Below are 16204 nucleotides of genomic sequence, written 5' to 3' on the forward strand. Positions count from 1 at the left end.
GTACGGGGACGGATGCGTCACTTGACGGCTCCTGCGGTCAGGCCGGAACGCCAGTGGCGCTGGAGCGCGACGAAGGCCACAGCGAGCGGAACGACGGACAGCAGCGAGCCTGTGATGACGAACGAGTAGAGCTGCGGTTCCTGGGCGAGCGTGGCGTTCCAGTTGTAGAGGCCCAGGCCCACCGGGTAGAGAGCCGAGTCGTTCAGCATCACCAGGGGCAGGAAGAAGTTGTTCCAGCTGCCGGTGAAGGAGAAGAGGAAGATCGTCACGAAGGCGGGGGAGAGCATCGGCAGTGCGACCGACCGGAAGGCCCGCAGCTCGCCGGCGCCGTCGAGCCGGGCGGCCTCCAGCGTCTCGCCGGGGACGTAGCTCTCCGAGAAGACGCGGGCCAGATACACCCCGAAGGGGTTCACCAGGCCGGGGATCAGCACGGCCCAGTACGAGTTGACCAGTCCGGCCTCCGACGCCATCAGGTACATCGGCAGCGAGATGACGGTGTGCGGGACGAGGATGCCGAGCAGCACCAGTCCGTACAGCTTCTCCTTGCCGCGGAAGCCGTACGTGTGGAAGGCGTATCCGGCGAGCAGGGAGATCAGGGTGGAGGCGAGAGCGCCGACGACCGAGTACAGCATGCTGTTCGCCATCCAGCGGCCGAAGACCCCGTCCTGGTACGCGAAGAGGTCGGCGAGGTTGGTGAAGAGGTTGAACTCCGCGAGCCGGAATCCCGGCCGGCCGAACAGGTCGCCGTTGTTCTTGGTGGCGTTGACCAGCAGCCAGCTCAGGGGCATCAGCGTGTAGACCGCGACGATGCCGAGCAGCGTGTTGACGACGGCCCTGGAGGACCAGGACGGGCCGGTGGGTGTGCGGCGGGGCGCGGCCTGCGGGGCGCGTCGTGGGGGAGCGGGGGTGCGCGGCGGAGCGGTGACGGCCATGGTCACGCCTCCTTCCAGCGGTTGCCGAGCTTGGTGATGACGAAGGAGAGCACGGCACCGAGCAGCGCCAGCAGCAGGGACGCCGCGGCGGCCAGGCCGTAGTCGTGCTCGGTGAAGGCGGCCTGGTAGATGTACATCACCGGGCTCCAGTCCTGGGAGACGGCGGACGACCGGCTGCGCAGCACCTCCGGCTCGTTGAAGAGCTGGATCGCGCCGACGGCGGTGAAGAGCATGGTGAGGACGACGGAGGAGCGGATCATCGGCAGCTTCACGGACAGGGCGGTGCGCAACTCGCCCGTGCCGTCGACCGTGGCCGCCTCGAGCATCTCCCTCGGCACGGCCTGCAGCGCGGCGTAGAAGATCACCATGTTGTAGCCGATCCACTGCCAGGCGGCGGCGTTGGCCATCGAGAAGACCACCCCGTCGGGGCCGAGGAAGTCCCACTCCGCCCCGAAGGCCCGCAGAAGGTCCACCACCGGACTGAGACCCGGTGTGTAGAGGAAGCCCCAGATGATCGCGGCGATCAGCCCGGGTACGGCGTGCGGCAGGAAGTACGCCAGCTGGAAGAACTTCTTCGCCCCGGCCATCGCCGAGTCCACCAGCAGGGCGAGCGCCAGCGCGCCGCCCACCATCACCGGGATGTAGATCACGCAGTACAGGGCGATGTGCAGGAAGCCGCGGTGGAACGTCGGGTCTCCCAGGGCCCGCAGGTAGTTCCCCGCGCCGACGAAGAGCGTCTGCGTGCCGCCGAATCCGAGACCGGAGGTGGCCTGTTCACGGAACAGGCTCATCCACAGCGAGTACGCGACGGGCGCGACGAGGGTGGCGAGGAAGAGTGCGAGGAAGGGGGCGATGAAGAGGGCCGGCGTGCTGCGCTGCCCCGGGGCGAGCCGGGAGGTCATCGGCGGTGGCTCCTTGGATGGTCGGCGGCCGGGGCGGGAGGGCGCGGGAGACGTTCCGCAGCCCGGGGCGCCCCGGCGGCCGTGGTCCCGGTCCGTGCGGGGCGGCCGGCGGCTCCACCCCGCACGGACCGGACGGCGGTGGTCACTTGGCGAGCTTCAGCCCGCGGTCGGTGACGGCCTTCTCGGCCGCGGCCTGGCCGGCCCGGAAGGCGGGCCAGAACTCACCGGTCTTCTGCGCCTTGCCGAACTCCGCCTGCAGCGTCATCGTCGTGGAGTTGTGCACCGGGCTCCAGGTCCAGTTCTCGGCGATGTTCGGGACCTGGGCGGCGGCGACGGCGTAGATGTCCTGACCGCCGAAGAACGAGGCGTCGAAGGTCGACTCGGCCGTGGCGCGCAGCTTCTCCGCCGCGGGCAGGGCACTGGAGGTGCCGGCCGCGAGCCGGGCCTTGACGGCCGCCTCGTCGGTGGTGGCCCACTTGATGAACTCGGCTGCCGCCTCGGCCTTGTCGCTGTCCTTGGTGACGGCGAAGGCCGAGCCGCCGACCGCGCCGGTGACGGGCGTCCTCCAGTGCGGGAGAGGAGCCTCGGCCCACTTGCCGGCCTGCTCGGGGTAGGTGGTCCTGATGGAGCCGGCGCTCCAGGACGCGCCGATCAGGGCGATCGCTCTGGAATCCGTGACGGCCTTGGTGGCCTCGGGGCTCCAGGCCTTGTGGTTGAGGACGAGGTCGTTCTGGACCAGGTCCTTCCAGTAGTCGGCGACCTTCTTGGTGGCCGGGTCGGTGATGCTCACCTTCCACGCGTCGCCTTCGGTGCCGTACCACTGTGCACCGGCCTGCTGGGCCAGGCCCGCCCAGGTGGCGGTGTCGTCGCCCCAGAAGTCGAGCAGCCGGGCCTGCCCCCTGGAGGCGGTCCTGACCTTCTGGGCGGCGGTCCTGAACTGGTCCCAGGTGGTGGGGACTTCGATGCCGTACTGCTCGAAGAGGTCGGTGCGGTAGTAGAGCGTCTGCGGTCCGACGTCGTAGGGAGCGGCCCATGTCCTGCCGCCGAGGGTGACCAGGCTCCGCACGGCCTCGGGGGCGTAGCTCTCGACGGCCGGGCCGAGTTCGGCGCTGCTGTCGCGCAGCAGTCCCTGGGTCACCAGGTCGGGCACGGCCTGGTACTCGACGTTGACGACGTCCGGGGCGTTGCCCGCTTTGACCGCCTTGGAGATCTTGTCGTACCCGCCGTTCAGACCGGCGGGAATCTCGGCGAAGGTGACCTTGATGTCCGGGTGGGACTTGTTGAATGCGGCGGCCATGTCCTTGGTGCCGGGCATCCAGGATCAGTAGGTGATCTCGACGGGCTTGCCGGCGGCGCCGGTTCCCGAGTCGGAGGCACCGGAGTCGGAGCCCCCGCAGGCGGTGGCCAGTACTGCCAGGGAGGCCAGTGCGGCCGCAAGGGCCGTGGAGGTCTTACGGAAGGTGGGCGGCATGGCGCTGCTCCTCGGGGAGGCCTGCAGAAGGCGGCGAGTCGACGCATATCTTTCGACCAGAAACGATCAGAGTCAATAGGGAATGAACAAACGATCATCAAGGCGCGATATCGATCCGCTTGAGCGCACGCGCCGCCCAGGACCGCCTCCGCCCGCCTGTCGACCGGCCCTGGCCGGGGAGAAGCCGCCCGGTTCCAGCCGCCGGGGCAGCTCGTCGGCAGCCCCACTCAAGTCGCCGAGTGGGGCCTGGGTGGTGGTTGAGCGCCCCGACGGATGATTGATCGAGCAGAAACGTTCACGGTCGATCAGTGGGCGGCTACACTGCATCAACCGACGAGGAGGGGACCGGGACCACATGCACGCCGAAGAGAGGCATCAGGCGATACTCCGCCGACTTCGGGAGCGGGGCACGCTCCGTGTCACGGAGTTCGCGGAGGAGATGCAGGTCTCGCCGGTCACGATCCGCCGGGACGTGGAAACCCTCGCGGAGCTCGGGCTGGTCGTCCGCGTGCACGGCGGCGCCGTCCTCCCCGAGACCCGCGCCGGGGCGACGGGCACCGCACCCCCCGCGGCGGCCCGCCCCCAAGGCGGGGAAGTGTTCGGCCTCATCGTGCCGGCCGCCGACTACTACTACCCGGAAGTGATCAAGGGCGCCCGGGAGGCCGCCGGCGAGCGCGGCATCCGGCTCGTCCTCGGCATCTCCCAGTACTCGCCCGAGCAGGAGCAGACACAGGCCCGGCAGATGCTCGCCGACGGCATCGACGGACTGCTGATCACCCCCTGCGACCCGGCCGTCGCCGAGCCCTGGCTGGCGGGGCTCGCCGTGCCGCACGTCCTCGTGGAACGCCGGGCAGGGGACGACCTCCCAGGCGCCGAGCAGGTCGTCACCGACCACGCGTACGGGGCCGGGATCGCCGTACGGCACCTGGCGGACGGCGGGTACCGGCGGATCGGGCTTATGCTGCGCGACGACAGCCCGCACGGGGCGCTGGTGCTGGACGGCTACCGCGGCGGGCTCGCGTCGGCCGGGCTGGAACCCCCCGCGGCGGCCCTCCTGCGGCTCCCGCCGCCGGCCGGTGACACCGCCGAGCGGGAGCGGCTGCTGACCGCCCTCGCCGACGCCGCCGGCGAGGGGCGGCTGGACGCCGTGCTCATCCACAACGACCACGACGCGATCATGCTGCTCCAGCGGCTGCGGGCCCGCGGCATCGACGTGCCCGGCGATCTCGCGATCGTCGCGTACGACGACGAGGTCGCGTCGCTCGCGGACATCCCGCTCAGCGCGGTCGCCCCGCCCAAGCACGCGGTGGGCGCGGCCGCCGTGGACCTGCTCGCGTGCCGGCTCGCCGACCCCGGGCGGGCCCGGCACCGGCTGTCGATCCTGCCGGAACTGCACATCCGCTCCTCCAGCACACCGGACAGAACCTGATCGCCGCGGTCGCCGGTGAGCCGGCCGGGGGCGCGGGAACGGCTCGCGCGCCAGATGGTCAAGGGCGTGCGAGGGCAGGAATGATGACACCCATGACGCAGTCCACGCCTGCCATCACACTCGTCCGCGGCGACATCACCGAGCAGCACGCCGACGCCGTCGTCAACGCCGCCAACTCCTCACTGCTGGGCGGCGGCGGGGTCGACGGCGCCATCCACCGCAAGGGCGGCCCGGAGATCCTCGCCGACTGCCGTGCCCTGCGCGCCTCCCGTTACGGCAAGGGGCTTCCCACCGGCCAGGCCGTCGCCACCACGGCCGGACGACTCCACGCGGCGCACGTCATCCACACCGTCGGCCCGGTTCACAGCACGACGGAGGACCGCTCGGAGCTGCTCGCCTCCTGCTACCGCGAATCCCTGCGCGTGGCGGCCGAACTGGGCGCGCGGACCGTGGCGTTCCCCGCGATCTCGACCGGCGTCTACGGATGGCCCCTCGACGACGGCGCCCGCATCGCGGTCCGCACGGTCCGGGAGACGGCCGCGGAGCCCGTCACCGAGGTGCGCTTCGTCGTGTTCGACGAGACGGCGTACGCCGCGTTCGAGACGGCGCTCGCCGCCGACGCCTGACGCCCGACGGCGGCGTCGGGTGGCCCGCCTGCTCTGACGCCCGCCGGGGCGGACGTCGGCACGCCAGGGGCAGCCGTCAACGGTGCCCGACGCGGTCGGCCGCCGCCGCGGGAAGCGGGTACGGCCGCTCCGGCGGGAGAAGCGCCCGTGCCGCATCAAGGTCGCCGCCCGCCACCGTCTCGCGGATCTCGTGCGCCAGTGGCGTCACATCACGGATGCCGGTGATCCAGTCGTCCACGTACCGGTCGACCGCCGGTCCCGACAGACCGATCTGGATCGCCCGGTGCGGCAGCGGGTTCAGGCCGAGGTCCCGCTCCGGGTCCCACTGGACCCGGACCGGACTCGACCTGAGCGCTTCGCGCCACTGCGCCTCGGCCGCGAAACGTGACCGGTCGAAATGGCTGAGGCAGGCACGGGAGAGCGCCCACTCGAAGCCCTCGCGGGTGATGTCGATCGCCAGCACCCGCTCCTGGTCCGGCTTCCTGCCCCACCCGCAGCGGTACATCATCCACAGGAACGACGGCTTGATCCAGGTCATCCGCGTGCGCCTGAACGGGGCGACGAAGGTGCCCGCCGCCAGCGCCGGTTCCGCGATCCCGGCGGCGTACGCCTGGTACACGGTGATCGTCTCGTCGGTGAAGACCGCACGGACCTCGTGCGTGGGGCTCTGCAGCATGGCGCGACCCTAAGCGCGGACCCGGACCAATGGGAACCGGTTTTCGCCCTGGCAGGCCAAGGGCGATGTCGGATTCCCGCCAGCCCCCGGACTTCGCAGGCCTCATCCTGGAACGCATGCACACCGACATCGAACGCTGCGTGCGCGCCGTCCGGTCCAAGGACGCGCGGTTCGACGGATGGTTCTTCACCGCCGTCCTGACCACCCGGATCTACTGCCGCCCCAGCTGCCCGGTCGTGCCGCCGAAGGCCGAGAACATGACCTTCTACCCGAGCGCCGCCGCCTGCCAGCAGGCCGGGTTCCGGGCCTGCAAGCGATGCCGGCCCGACACCAGCCCCGGATCGCCCGAGTGGAACGCCCGCGCCGACGCCGTCGCGCGCGCCATGCGGCTCATCAGGGACGGCGTCGTCGACCGGGAGGGCGTGCCCGGGCTCGCCGCGCGGCTCGGGTACTCGGCCCGGCAGGTCGAGCGCCAACTGCTCGCCGAACTCGGTGCCGGGCCCCTCGCCCTGGCCAGGGCGCAGCGCGCGCAGACCGCGCGGCTCCTCATCGAGACGACCGCACTGCCCATGGCCGAGGTCGCCTTCGCGGCCGGCTTCGCCTCGATCCGCACCTTCAACGACACCGTCCGCGAGGTCTTCGCCCTCGCCCCCAGTGAGCTGCGCGAGCGCGCCGGACGCACCCGTGCCGCACCCGCGGCCCTGCCGACCCCCGGCGTGATCGCCCTCAGGCTCCCGTACCGGGCGCCCCTCGAGCCGAGCAACCTCTTCGGCCATCTCGCGGCGACCGGTGTGCCCGGCGTCGAGGAATGGCGGGACGGCTCGTACCGGCGCACGCTGTCCCTGCCGTACGGGCACGGGATCGTCGCCCTCACCCCGCACCCCGACCACATCGGCTGCCGCCTGTCCCTCACCGACCCGCGCGATCTGACCATCGCGATCAGCAGATGCCGGTGGATGCTCGACCTGGACGCCGACCCGGTCGCCGTCGACGATCAGCTGCGGGACGATCCGTCGCTGGCCCCGCTGGTCGACAAGGCACCCGGGCGGCGCGTGCCGCGCACCGTCGACGCGGCCGAGTTCGCCGTACGGGCCGTGCTCGGCCAGCAGGTCTCCACGGCCGCCGCCCGTACCCACGCGGGCCGCCTCGTCAAGGCGCACGGCGTGCCCGTCGAGGACGCCGAGGGCGGTCTCACCCACCTCTTCCCGACCTCCCAGGCGCTGGCGGCCCTCGACCCGGAGACCCTGGCGCTGCCCCGCAGCCGCCGCACGACCCTGACCACACTGGTCGCGGCCCTCGCCGACGGGACCCTGAAGCTCGACCCCGGCAGCGACTGGGAGCGGGCACGGGCGCAGCTCGCCGCACTGCCCGGCTTCGGACCGTGGACCGTCGAGGTCGTCGCCATGCGCGCCCTCGGCGACCCGGACGCCTTCGTGCCCACCGACCTCGGCATGCGCCGCGCCGCCGCCGAACTGGGGCTGCCGGCCACGCCCGCCGCCCTCACCGCACGCGCGGCCGCCTGGCGGCCCTGGCGCGCCTACGCGGTCCAGTACCTGTGGGCGTCGGACGACCACCCCATCAACCACCTGCCCGCGTAAGGAAGTCCAGCCATGACCAGCATCACCACCACCAGGCGGCACACGGTCGTCGACAGCCCGTACGGCCCGCTCACGCTCGTGGCCACCGACGGCGTGCTCAGCGGCCTCTACATGGCCGGACAGCGGCACCGCCCGGCACAGGAGACCTTCGGCGAACGCGACGCGACGCCCTTCGGCGGGACGATCCGCAGGCTGGAGGCGTACTTCGCCCGCGAACTGACCCACTTCGACCTGCCCCTGCACCTCGAGGGCACGCCATTCCAGCGCCGCGTCTGGGACCGGCTGCGGCACATCCCGTACGGCGAGACCCGCACGTACGGCGAGCTCGCCGGGGAGCTCGGCAACCGGGGCGCGTCCCGCGCGGTGGGCCTCGCCAACGGCAAGAACCCGATCGGCATCATCGTGCCCTGCCACCGGGTCATCGGCTCGTCCGGCAGCCTCGTCGGCTACGGCGGCGGACTGGAACGCAAGCAGCGGCTGCTCGCGTTCGAGCGGGGGGCGGGCGACGGCACGCTCTTCTAGGCCGGCTTCCAGCCGGCCAACCGCTCCAGCAGCGCCGGCAGCGCCGTCCCGATCGGCTCCCGCACGATCTCGTCGGCCAGTTCGTCGTACGGCGTCGGCTCGGCGTTCACCACGATCAGCCGGGCGCCGTGCTCGGCCGCGACACCGGCCAGCGACGCGGCCGGCTGCACCTGGAGCGTCGTGCCGACGGCGACGAACACCTCGCACGCCTTGGCGACGGCCATGGCCTTGCCGAGCACCACCGGGTCCAGCCGCTCACCGAACATGACAGTCGCCGACTTGAGAATCCCCCCGCACACCGTGCACGCCGGGTCGTCCTCCCCGGCAGCCACGCGTGCCAGCGCCTCGGCCATCGGCGAGCGGACGTGGCAGCGGGTGCAGGTCACCGTCCGCGCGGTGCCGTGCAGTTCCAGCACCTTGCGGTCGGGCATACCGCCGAGCTGGTGCAGCCCGTCGACGTTCTGGGTGATGACCCGCACCGCGACACCGGGGCGGCGGTCGAGTTCGGCCACGGCCCGGTGCGCGGCGTTCGGCTCCGCGTTCCAGGTCGCGCTCTCTCGCCGCATGATCCACGAGCGGCGGCGGATGTCGGGGTCGGCCATGTAGTAGTCGTAGGTGACGAGCTTCTCGGCCTCCGGATCACGGCGCCAAAGGCCCTTCGGGCCACGGTAGTCGGGGATGCCGGAGTCCGTGGAGATGCCGGCGCCGCTGAGCATCGCGACGAGAGTCATACGGCCGAGCCTATGCAGGCCGTATCGCCGTTCGCGAACCGTTTGCGCACCACCGGTGCTACCGTCCGCCCATGGCGAAGGTCACGATAAACCTCGACGCCGAACTCGTCGTCGAGGTCATGGTGCTGGCAGGCGTGGGCAGTCCGCAGGACGCCGTCGAGCTGGTCGTACGCGACTACATCGCGCGCGGCCACCGCACCGAGGCGCGGGTGGCCGAGCGCGAGGAGCCCCGCGCCGAGCGCGACCTCAAGCCTCCGGAGCCCCAGGGGTGACTTTGACGACGGCGTCGGCGCGGCGCCCGTCCAGCGGTGCGTCACGGCGCTGCCGGTCTGCCTGATGACGCCGCCGTCGCGGACCTTGGCGTCCACGCCCAGGTGGAACCGGCCGTCGTCGAGCGCGACCAGCCCGAACTGTCCCGGAGGCCCTGTGCCGCCGTGTCGGCTCGTACCGGCGGGCCGCGGGCCCGCGGCCGACGCGCCCGGCTTTTACTTCACGACCATCTTTTACCTGCGATGTCGGACGATGACGGGGTGGCACGCCCTCCGGCAGTGCCGATAAGGTCGGGGCGGCGCGACTGCCTGTTCGATAGCAAGGGATGCAAGGTGACGGACGGAGCAGTTACTCAGCCCGCGCGAGTGCTCGTCGCGGCTGACAAGTTCAAGGGCTCGCTCACGGCCGTGCAGGTCGCGGAGCGGGTGACGGCCGGCCTCCAGCGGGTCGTTCCCGGGCTGCCCGTGGAGGCCCTGCCCGTGGCCGACGGCGGCGACGGCACGGTCGCCGCCGCGGTGGCGGCCGGGTTCGAACGCCGTGAGGTGCGGGTCACCGGGCCGCGCGGCGAGTCCCTCACCGCGGCCTACGCCCTGCGGGACGGCACGGCCGTCGTCGAGATGGCGGAGGCTTCCGGGCTCCAGCACCTGCCGGCGGGTGTCTTCGCACCGCTGACCGCCACGACGTACGGCTCCGGGGAACTGCTGCGCGCCGCCCTCGACGCGGGCGCGCGCACGATCGTCTTCGGCGTCGGCGGCAGCGCGACCACCGACGGCGGGGCCGGGATGCTCGCCGCGCTCGGCGCACGCTTCCTCGACGCGTCCGGCCGGCCCGTGCCGCCCGGCGGCGGGGGCCTGCGCGAACTGGCCACGGCCGACCTGTCCGGGCTGGACGCCCGCTTCAAGGACGTGGACCTGATCCTCGCCAGCGACGTCGACAACCCGCTGACCGGGCCCAAGGGCGCGCCCGCGGTCTACGGCCCGCAGAAGGGCGCCACACCCGAGGACGTCGCCGTCCTCGACGAGGCCCTCGCGCACTACGCGTCCGTCCTCGGCCCCGACGAGGCGGACCTGCCCGGCGCGGGCGCGGCCGGCGGCATCGGCTACGGGGCGCTCGTCGCCCTCGGCGCGAGCTTCCGGCCCGGTATCGAGGTCATGCTCGACGTCCTCGGCTTCGCTCCCGCGCTGGCGCGGGCCACCCTCGTCATCACCGGCGAGGGCTCCCTCGACGAGCAGACCCTGCACGGCAAGGCCCCCGCGGGTGTCGCGGCGGCCGCCCGGGCGCGCGGCATCGAGGTCGTCGCGGTCTGCGGCCGCCTGGCGCTGCCTCCCGAGGCCCTGGGTCGTGCGGGCATCCGCCGTGCCTACGCCCTGACGGCGATCGAACCGGACCCGGCGAAGTGCATGGCGGAGGCGGGGCCGCTGCTGGAGCGGGCGGCGGAGTCGATCGCCCGCGACTTCCTGACCTGACCCTCCGGCACCCCCGGGCCACGCCTGCGGCGGGCTGTTCCCCACCACGCCCCTTCTCGCTGTACCGATATGCGCCTCCGCCGCGTGGCGGGTTCCTCCCTCTACGACTGGCGGCGTGGGCGGCCCAGGACCCGTACCGCGCTTCGCGCGGTGTCCTCAATCTCCCCCTACGGCCTGGCGCCGTGGGTGGGGGTGCCTCCCACGCCGCCAGGCCGTAGGGGGAGTGCCCCCAGCCTCGCCGGCGTTTGAGGCGCGGGGGTCCGGTGGGGCCCCAGGCCGCCAGGCCCAGGGGGAGGAGCCCCCGGTTTCGTGAAGGGGCGAGTAGGCGGAACAGCCCGCCGCAGGCGCCACCTGCCCGCACCCACTGTGCGCGTGCACAACGTGCCCCTCTCGCCGCTGGTCAGCCGCACCGAGTAGTCCGCCAGGCGTGGACCCCGCACGGCCGCCGGTGCTGATGTTGGGCCCCGACAGGCGAGCCGACCGTTGGCGAGCCGGACAAGGGGTTGCGTATGGCCGCCGCGCTTGAGGTGCGGGCGCTGTCCGTGGGGTACGGGCCGGTGCGGGCGTTGCGGGACGTGTCCGTCGACGTGCCCGAAGGCGCCGTCGTCGCCGTGCTCGGCGGCAACGGCGCCGGCAAGTCCACCCTGCTGCGTGCGGTGTCCCGCACACTGCCGTTCCAGCGCGGGCAGGTCACCGCCGGGACGATCACCTTCGAGGGCCGCCGCCTCGACGGCCTCGGTGCCGCCGGCGTCGTGGCCGCGGGGGTCGTCCAGGTCCCCGAGGGCCGGCAGGTCTTCGCGCGGATGACCGTGGCGGACAATCTGCGGGCCGGCACGCTCGGTGTGCGCGGCCGGCGGGAGTCCGCCGCCGCGCTCGCCCGCGTCCACGAACTGTTCCCCGTACTGGCCGACCGCGCCCACCAGAAGGCCGGTCTCCTGTCCGGCGGTGAACAGCAGATGCTCGCCATGGGGCGGGCGCTGATGGCCAGGCCCCGCATGCTGCTGCTGGACGAGCCGTCCCTCGGCCTCGCCCCGCTGATGGCGGCGCGGATCGCCGAGACGGTCCAGGAGATCAACGCCGCCGGCACGTCCGTCCTCCTCGTCGAGCAGAACGCGGCGATCGCCCTGCGCCTCGCCTCCACCGCGTACGTCCTCGACGTCGGCGAGGTCGCGCTCGCGGGCCCCGCCGACGAGCTGGCCGCCTCCGACGAGGTCCGGCGCCGTTACCTCGGCGTCGTCGACGAGACCGCCGCGCAGGACGCCGACGGCGCCGGGCGGACGGCGCCCGCGCTCAGGAGGTGGACCGCGTGAGCGTGACGACGAGCATCACCGACGCGGCGCTCACCGTCGAGGACGTGACCGTCCGCTTCGCCGGGCTCACCGCCCTCGACGGGGTGTCGTTCACGGTGGAGCCGGGCAGCGTGCATGCCGTCATCGGACCGAACGGGGCCGGCAAGTCGACCACGTTCAACGTCCTTTCCGGGGTCTACAGGGCGACGGAGGGAAGCGTCCGCTTCGGCGACGACGAGCTCACCGGCCTGCCGCCGCACCGCATCGCGGCCCTCGGCGTGGCCCGCACCTTCCAGAACCTCGCGCTCCCGCCCCGTGCCACGGTCGCCGACAGCCTGCTGCTCGGCCGGCACCGGCTCACCCGTACCGGGTTCGTGGCGGCGGGACTGCGGCTGCCGTCGGCGGCGCGCGAGGAACGCCGGCACCGCGAACGGGTCGCGGAGATCGCCGAGTTCGTCGGACTCGCCGGCGACCTCGACCGGCCCGCCGGTGAACTCCCTTACGGAAAGCAGAAACTCGTGGAACTGGCCCGCGCCCTGTGCATGGAGCCGCGGATCCTGCTCCTCGACGAACCCGTCGCGGGCATGACCGCCGACGAACGGCGGCAGACCGCCGCGGTCGTCGCCGGCGTACGCGACAGCCTCGGCATATCGATCGTGCTCGTGGAACATGACATGGGGGTGGTGATGCGGCTCGCGGACGCCGTGACCGTGCTCGACTTCGGACGCCGTATCGCGGGCGGCACGCCCGCACAGGTGCAGAGTGATCCGGCAGTCGTCCAGGCGTACCTCGGTACGGAGGCCACGCCATGACCACCTTCACCGAACTCCTCCTCGGCGGACTGTCCATCGGCTCCGTCTACGCCCTGATCGCGCTCGGCTTCGTCGTGATCTTCAAGGCGACCGAGGTGGTCAACTTCGCCCACGCGTCGCTCCTCCTCGCCGGCGGCTACATCACCGCCGTGCTCCACGACGACCTCGGCTTCTGGCCGGCGCTGGCCGTCGGCATCGCGGGCGCGGCGGTCGTCGGCTCGGCCGTCGACTTCCTGGTCATGCGCCGTTACCAGGGCTCCGACCACAGCGTCCTCGCCATCGTCACGATCGGCGTCGACATCCTTCTCACCACCGAACTCACCCGTCTGATCGGCACGGACGTGCTGGCGCTCGGCGACCCGTGGGGCGACCGGGTCGTGAACATCGGTGAGATCACCGTCGCCCAGACGAGGATCGCGGCGTTCGTCGCGGCGGCGCTGCTCATCACCGCGTTCCTGCTGGCCTTCCGCTACACCTCGTGGGGCGTGGCGATGCGGGCGGCGGCCGAGAACCCGCAGACGGCCGCGCTGATGGGGGTACGCCTCGGCCGGGTGTCCATGTCGGCGTGGGCGGTCGCCGGTGCGCTGGCCGCGGTCGCGGCGCTGTTCCTGACCGTCTTCCCGACGCCCGGTCTGGAACGGGCCACGTCGCTCGCGGCCCTGAAGGCGTTCCCGGCCGCGATCCTCGGCGGCCTGGACTCGACCACGGGTGCGCTGGCCGGCGGGCTGATCGTCGGGGTCACGGAGTCGTTCGCGACGGGTTACCAGAGCGAACTGACGTTCCTCGGCGGGGGGATCGGCGACCTCGCCCCGTATCTGGTGATGCTGCTCGTGCTACTGGCGCGGCCGGCCGGACTCTTCGGCACGAAGGAGCTCGCGCGTGTCTGACACCTCCCGCCCGCACCCGGACACGACGATGGCGCCCCCGCCACCGACGGGCGCCCCCGGCGCCAAGCCTTCGCCGACGCAGGCGGCACAGCCACCCGCCCGGACCGCCAAGCCAGCCGCGGCCGCCGGGCGGTTCCGGCCGCGGCCCCGCGCGTACGTCTGGGGGTTGTTCTCACTCCTCCTCCTCGCGCTGCCCTTCTACCTCGACCGCTTCTGGCTGCAGGCCGGGCTGTTCGCCATGGCCGCCGCCATAGGTGCCATCGGGCTCAACCTGCTGACCGGCGCGACCGGGCAGCTGTCCATGGGCCACGCCTTTTTCCTCGCCGTCGGCGCGTACGGCTACTGCATCCTGGCGGGCGGCAACGAGACGCAGAGCGGCCATGAGCTCACCGGCCTCGGTCTGCCGACCTGGCTGGCCGCCGTGCTCGCCGTGTGCCTCGCGGGGGTGGCGGGCGGGGTGTTCAGTCCGATCGCCGGCCGGCTGCGCGGGGCGTACCTCGGCATCGCGACCCTCGCGCTGATCTTCGTCGGCCAGCATGTGCTGTTCAACGCCCGTGACCTGACCGGTGGTTTCAACGGGCGGTCCGTGCCCCCGCTCTCCCTCTTCGGGTTCGACTTCGACGACACGGAAGTCCTCGTCGCCGCCGTCCCGTTCCAGTCCATGGAGAAGCTCTGGTACGCCGCGCTCGTCGCTCTCCTCGCCTGCGGGCTCTTCGCCCGCGGCGTGCTCCGCGGCCGGCCCGGCCGCGCGATGAACGCCCTGCGGGACCACCGCATCGCCGCGGGCGTGATGGGCGTGCCGGTCGCCCGCTACCGTGCCGCCGTCTTCGTCCTGTCGTCGATGTACGCGGGCCTCGCCGGCGTCCTGCTCGCCCTGGTCTTCCAGCGGACCGTGCCCGAGTACTTCGGCATGATCCTCTCCCTCGAATACCTCGCCATGATCGTCATCGGCGGTCTCGGCACGGTCGCGGGAGCTGTCGTCGGCGCGGTCTTCGTCTCGCTGCTGCCCCAGGTGCTCACCCGCTGGAGCGACGCCCTGCCCCTGGTCTCCGCGCCGGGTACCGGCGGTGTCTCCCCGGGAGAGGCCTCCCGCTATCTGTACGGCGCGGCGGTCGTCGCGGTCGTGCTGTTCCTGCCCGGCGGACTCACCCGCCTCGTTCCGTCCCCTCGGGAGAAGAAATGAAGTCAAGAACGTACGCGGCGGTCCTCGCCGTCCTCGCGCTGACGGTGACGGCCGGCTGCAGCTCCAAGGCCGCCGGCGGCGACGGTGACACCAAGGGCGCCGGGGGAGTGAAGAGCGGGGAGGGCGTCACCGACAAGACCATCACGCTGGGTGTGCTGACCGACATGACCGGGGTCTACGCGTCCCTCGGCAAGAGCGTCACCCAGGCGCAGCAGCTGTGGGCGAAGCAGACCAACGACGCCGGCGGCATCTGCGACCGCCGGATCGAACTGACCGTGCGCGACCACGGCTACGACCCGCAGAAGGCCGTCGCCGGCTACACCGAGCTCGAGCCGAAGGTGCTGGGCTTCGCGCAGTTCATCGGCTCGCCGTTCGTCGCGGCGGTGGAGCAGCGCATCGACGGCCAGGACAAGGGGCTGGTGCTGCCCCAGGCGTGGTCCGCGAACCTGCTCGGCAGCCCGTACATCCGGGTGCTCGGCGCGACGTACGACATCGAGACGATCAACGCCGTCGACTACCTGCTCGCCGAGAAGCGCATCGCCAAGGGCGACAGGATCGGGCACGTGTACTTCGAGGGCGACTACGGCGAGAACGCGCTCGCCGGCTCGAAGTACGCCGCCCGGCAGGCGGGGCTCACCGTCGTCGAGCAGAAGATCAAGCCGACCGACAACGACATGTCCGCGCAGGTCGCCGCGCTGGAGAAGGCGGGCGTCAAGGCGGTCCTGATCAGCGCCGGACCCCGGCAGGCGGCGTCCCTGGTCGGAGTCGCCGCGGCGAGGGGCTTCAACGTGCCCGTCGTCGGCAACAACTCCGCCTTCGCGCCGCAGCTGCTGGTCACGCCGGCGGGTCCGGCGCTGTCCAAGGACTTCTACATCGCCGCCTCCACGCTGCCCATCGGGGCGCCCGACGCGGCTCCGGCGAAACTCGCGAAGGAGTACTCGGCCGCCTACCCGGAGGACGGCCTCGACAACGGCGTGGTCGCCGGATACTCGGCGGCTTCGGTCTTCGGCGAGGCGCTGAAGAAGGCATGCGACCAGAAGGACCTGACCAGGGAGGGCGTCGACAAGGCGCTCCTCACGCTGAACGCGTACGAGAACGGCTTCGGCATCACCCACGACTTCTCCGACCCGAAGGCGCCGTCCACCCGCGAGAGCCTGATCATGAAGCCGGACAAGTCCGTACCGGGCGGTCTGAAGGTGGTTCGCGAGGCGACGGCCGCGCAGGCGGCGGAGTCGTACCAGCCGTCGGTGGGCTGACCTGCCCGGTTCCTGCGTTCCCGTCCCCGTCCCCGAGCACCTCGCCCGGGGACGGGGCTTTTCGTGCGCGACCCGTGCCACCGCACGGTCGTCGGGCGCCTGCCGCCGATGCGGACTTCGCCTCCGTGGATTCACGGGTGCAGGAAGGCGTCCA

The 16204-nt window shown here is 72.3% G+C and carries 17 protein-coding genes; 11 read left to right on the plus strand and 6 right to left on the minus strand.

Going from position 1 to position 16204, the window contains the following annotated elements; all coding sequences use genetic code 11:
* Positions 1–17 precede the first annotated feature (17 nt).
* The 4 genes from OGH68_RS31020 to OGH68_RS31035 all read right to left on the minus strand — a co-directional run bounded on the left by OGH68_RS31020 (position 18) and on the right by OGH68_RS31035 (position 3305).
* Complete coding sequence (locus OGH68_RS31020) at positions 18–932, minus strand: carbohydrate ABC transporter permease (RefSeq protein ID WP_264248660.1); 915 nt, start codon at positions 930–932, stop codon at positions 18–20.
* Between the two features lie 2 nt (positions 933–934).
* Positions 935–1834: a carbohydrate ABC transporter permease gene (locus OGH68_RS31025; RefSeq protein ID WP_264248661.1), complete on the minus strand. Its 900-nt coding sequence runs from the start codon at positions 1832–1834 to the stop codon at positions 935–937.
* Between the two features lie 142 nt (positions 1835–1976).
* A complete protein-coding gene (locus OGH68_RS31030) occupies positions 1977–3149 on the minus strand; it encodes an ABC transporter substrate-binding protein (RefSeq protein WP_264248662.1) in 1173 nt (390 codons plus the stop codon).
* Positions 3150–3155: 6 nt separating this feature from the next.
* Positions 3156–3305, minus strand: a complete 150-nt coding sequence (locus tag OGH68_RS31035; RefSeq protein WP_264248663.1) for a hypothetical protein — start codon at positions 3303–3305, stop codon at positions 3156–3158.
* Positions 3306–3660: 355 nt separating this feature from the next.
* On the opposite strand from OGH68_RS31035, the gene OGH68_RS31040 reads away from it, so the two are divergent.
* Complete coding sequence (locus OGH68_RS31040) at positions 3661–4734, plus strand: substrate-binding domain-containing protein (RefSeq protein ID WP_264248664.1); 1074 nt, start codon at positions 3661–3663, stop codon at positions 4732–4734.
* Between the two features lie 92 nt (positions 4735–4826).
* Positions 4827–5360, plus strand: coding sequence for an O-acetyl-ADP-ribose deacetylase (locus OGH68_RS31045; RefSeq protein ID WP_264248665.1), 534 nt, complete (start codon positions 4827–4829; stop codon positions 5358–5360).
* Between the two features lie 76 nt (positions 5361–5436).
* Here the strand turns inward: OGH68_RS31045 and OGH68_RS31050 are convergent, their stop codons facing one another.
* The gene (locus OGH68_RS31050; RefSeq protein ID WP_264248667.1) at positions 5437–6036 is read right to left on the minus strand and encodes a DUF4291 domain-containing protein; all 600 of its coding nucleotides are present in this window, start codon (positions 6034–6036) and stop codon (positions 5437–5439) included.
* A gap of 116 nt (positions 6037–6152) precedes the next feature.
* On the opposite strand from OGH68_RS31050, the gene OGH68_RS31055 reads away from it, so the two are divergent.
* Complete coding sequence (locus OGH68_RS31055; protein ID WP_264248668.1) at positions 6153–7634, plus strand: AlkA N-terminal domain-containing protein; 1482 nt, start codon at positions 6153–6155, stop codon at positions 7632–7634.
* Positions 7635–7646: 12 nt separating this feature from the next.
* Positions 7647–8156 (plus strand): methylated-DNA--[protein]-cysteine S-methyltransferase, encoded by a 510-nt coding sequence (locus OGH68_RS31060; RefSeq protein WP_264248670.1) that lies wholly within the window; start codon positions 7647–7649, stop codon positions 8154–8156.
* Here the strand turns inward: OGH68_RS31060 and OGH68_RS31065 are convergent.
* A complete protein-coding gene (locus OGH68_RS31065) occupies positions 8153–8887 on the minus strand; it encodes an SIR2 family NAD-dependent protein deacylase (protein WP_264248671.1) in 735 nt (244 codons plus the stop codon). The genes OGH68_RS31060 and OGH68_RS31065 overlap by 4 nt on opposite strands.
* A gap of 71 nt (positions 8888–8958) precedes the next feature.
* On the opposite strand from OGH68_RS31065, the gene OGH68_RS31070 reads away from it, so the two are divergent.
* The 7 genes from OGH68_RS31070 to OGH68_RS31100 all read left to right on the plus strand — a co-directional run bounded on the left by OGH68_RS31070 (position 8959) and on the right by OGH68_RS31100 (position 16050).
* Positions 8959–9159 carry a type II toxin-antitoxin system VapB family antitoxin gene (locus OGH68_RS31070; RefSeq protein ID WP_264248672.1) on the plus strand — a complete coding sequence of 67 codons (201 nt, stop codon included), beginning with the start codon at positions 8959–8961 and terminating at the stop codon, positions 9157–9159.
* A 363-nt stretch (positions 9160–9522) separates the two neighbouring features.
* On the plus strand, positions 9523–10623 hold the full coding sequence (locus OGH68_RS31075) for a glycerate kinase (RefSeq protein ID WP_264248673.1): 1101 nt from the start codon (positions 9523–9525) through the stop codon (positions 10621–10623).
* A 509-nt stretch (positions 10624–11132) separates the two neighbouring features.
* Positions 11133–11933, plus strand: coding sequence for an ABC transporter ATP-binding protein (locus tag OGH68_RS31080; RefSeq protein ID WP_264248674.1), 801 nt, complete (start codon positions 11133–11135; stop codon positions 11931–11933).
* 2 nt (positions 11934–11935) lie between these two features.
* On the plus strand, positions 11936–12724 hold the full coding sequence (locus tag OGH68_RS31085) for an ABC transporter ATP-binding protein (RefSeq protein ID WP_264250371.1): 789 nt from the start codon (positions 11936–11938) through the stop codon (positions 12722–12724).
* Positions 12721–13611: a branched-chain amino acid ABC transporter permease gene (locus OGH68_RS31090; protein ID WP_264248676.1), complete on the plus strand. Its 891-nt coding sequence runs from the start codon at positions 12721–12723 to the stop codon at positions 13609–13611. Before OGH68_RS31085 ends, OGH68_RS31090 begins: the two co-directional genes overlap by 4 nt.
* 28 nt (positions 13612–13639) lie before the next feature.
* Positions 13640–14794: a branched-chain amino acid ABC transporter permease gene (locus OGH68_RS31095; RefSeq protein ID WP_264250372.1), complete on the plus strand. Its 1155-nt coding sequence runs from the start codon at positions 13640–13642 to the stop codon at positions 14792–14794.
* On the plus strand, positions 14791–16050 hold the full coding sequence (locus OGH68_RS31100; protein WP_264248678.1) for an ABC transporter substrate-binding protein: 1260 nt from the start codon (positions 14791–14793) through the stop codon (positions 16048–16050). The genes OGH68_RS31095 and OGH68_RS31100 overlap by 4 nt, the downstream gene beginning before the upstream one ends.
* Positions 16051–16204: the final 154 nt, after the last annotated feature.

Source organism: Streptomyces peucetius, assembly GCF_025854275.1.
Lineage (GTDB): Bacteria > Actinomycetota > Actinomycetes > Streptomycetales > Streptomycetaceae > Streptomyces > Streptomyces peucetius_A.

Bases quoted from the DNA above. Each gene is read 5' to 3' on its own strand.
- OGH68_RS31035 (WP_264248663.1), bottom strand. From the start codon at position 3,305: ATGCCGCCCACCTTCCGTAAGACCTCCACGGCCCTTGCGGCCGCACTG.
- OGH68_RS31045 (WP_264248665.1), top strand. From the start codon at position 4,827: ATGACGCAGTCCACGCCTGCCATCACACTCGTCCGCGGCGACATCACC.
- OGH68_RS31040 (WP_264248664.1), top strand. From the start codon at position 3,661: ATGCACGCCGAAGAGAGGCATCAGGCGATACTCCGCCGACTTCGGGAG.
- OGH68_RS31025 (WP_264248661.1), bottom strand. From the start codon at position 1,834: ATGACCTCCCGGCTCGCCCCGGGGCAGCGCAGCACGCCGGCCCTCTTC.
- OGH68_RS31080 (WP_264248674.1), top strand. From the start codon at position 11,133: ATGGCCGCCGCGCTTGAGGTGCGGGCGCTGTCCGTGGGGTACGGGCCG.
- OGH68_RS31060 (WP_264248670.1), top strand. From the start codon at position 7,647: ATGACCAGCATCACCACCACCAGGCGGCACACGGTCGTCGACAGCCCG.
- OGH68_RS31020 (WP_264248660.1), bottom strand. From the start codon at position 932: ATGGCCGTCACCGCTCCGCCGCGCACCCCCGCTCCCCCACGACGCGCC.
- OGH68_RS31065 (WP_264248671.1), bottom strand. From the start codon at position 8,887: ATGACTCTCGTCGCGATGCTCAGCGGCGCCGGCATCTCCACGGACTCC.
- OGH68_RS31055 (WP_264248668.1), top strand. From the start codon at position 6,153: ATGCACACCGACATCGAACGCTGCGTGCGCGCCGTCCGGTCCAAGGAC.
- OGH68_RS31090 (WP_264248676.1), top strand. From the start codon at position 12,721: ATGACCACCTTCACCGAACTCCTCCTCGGCGGACTGTCCATCGGCTCC.
- OGH68_RS31050 (WP_264248667.1), bottom strand. From the start codon at position 6,036: ATGCTGCAGAGCCCCACGCACGAGGTCCGTGCGGTCTTCACCGACGAG.
- OGH68_RS31095 (WP_264250372.1), top strand. From the start codon at position 13,640: ATGGCGCCCCCGCCACCGACGGGCGCCCCCGGCGCCAAGCCTTCGCCG.
- OGH68_RS31100 (WP_264248678.1), top strand. From the start codon at position 14,791: ATGAAGTCAAGAACGTACGCGGCGGTCCTCGCCGTCCTCGCGCTGACG.
- OGH68_RS31070 (WP_264248672.1), top strand. From the start codon at position 8,959: ATGGCGAAGGTCACGATAAACCTCGACGCCGAACTCGTCGTCGAGGTC.
- OGH68_RS31030 (WP_264248662.1), bottom strand. From the start codon at position 3,149: ATGCCCGGCACCAAGGACATGGCCGCCGCATTCAACAAGTCCCACCCG.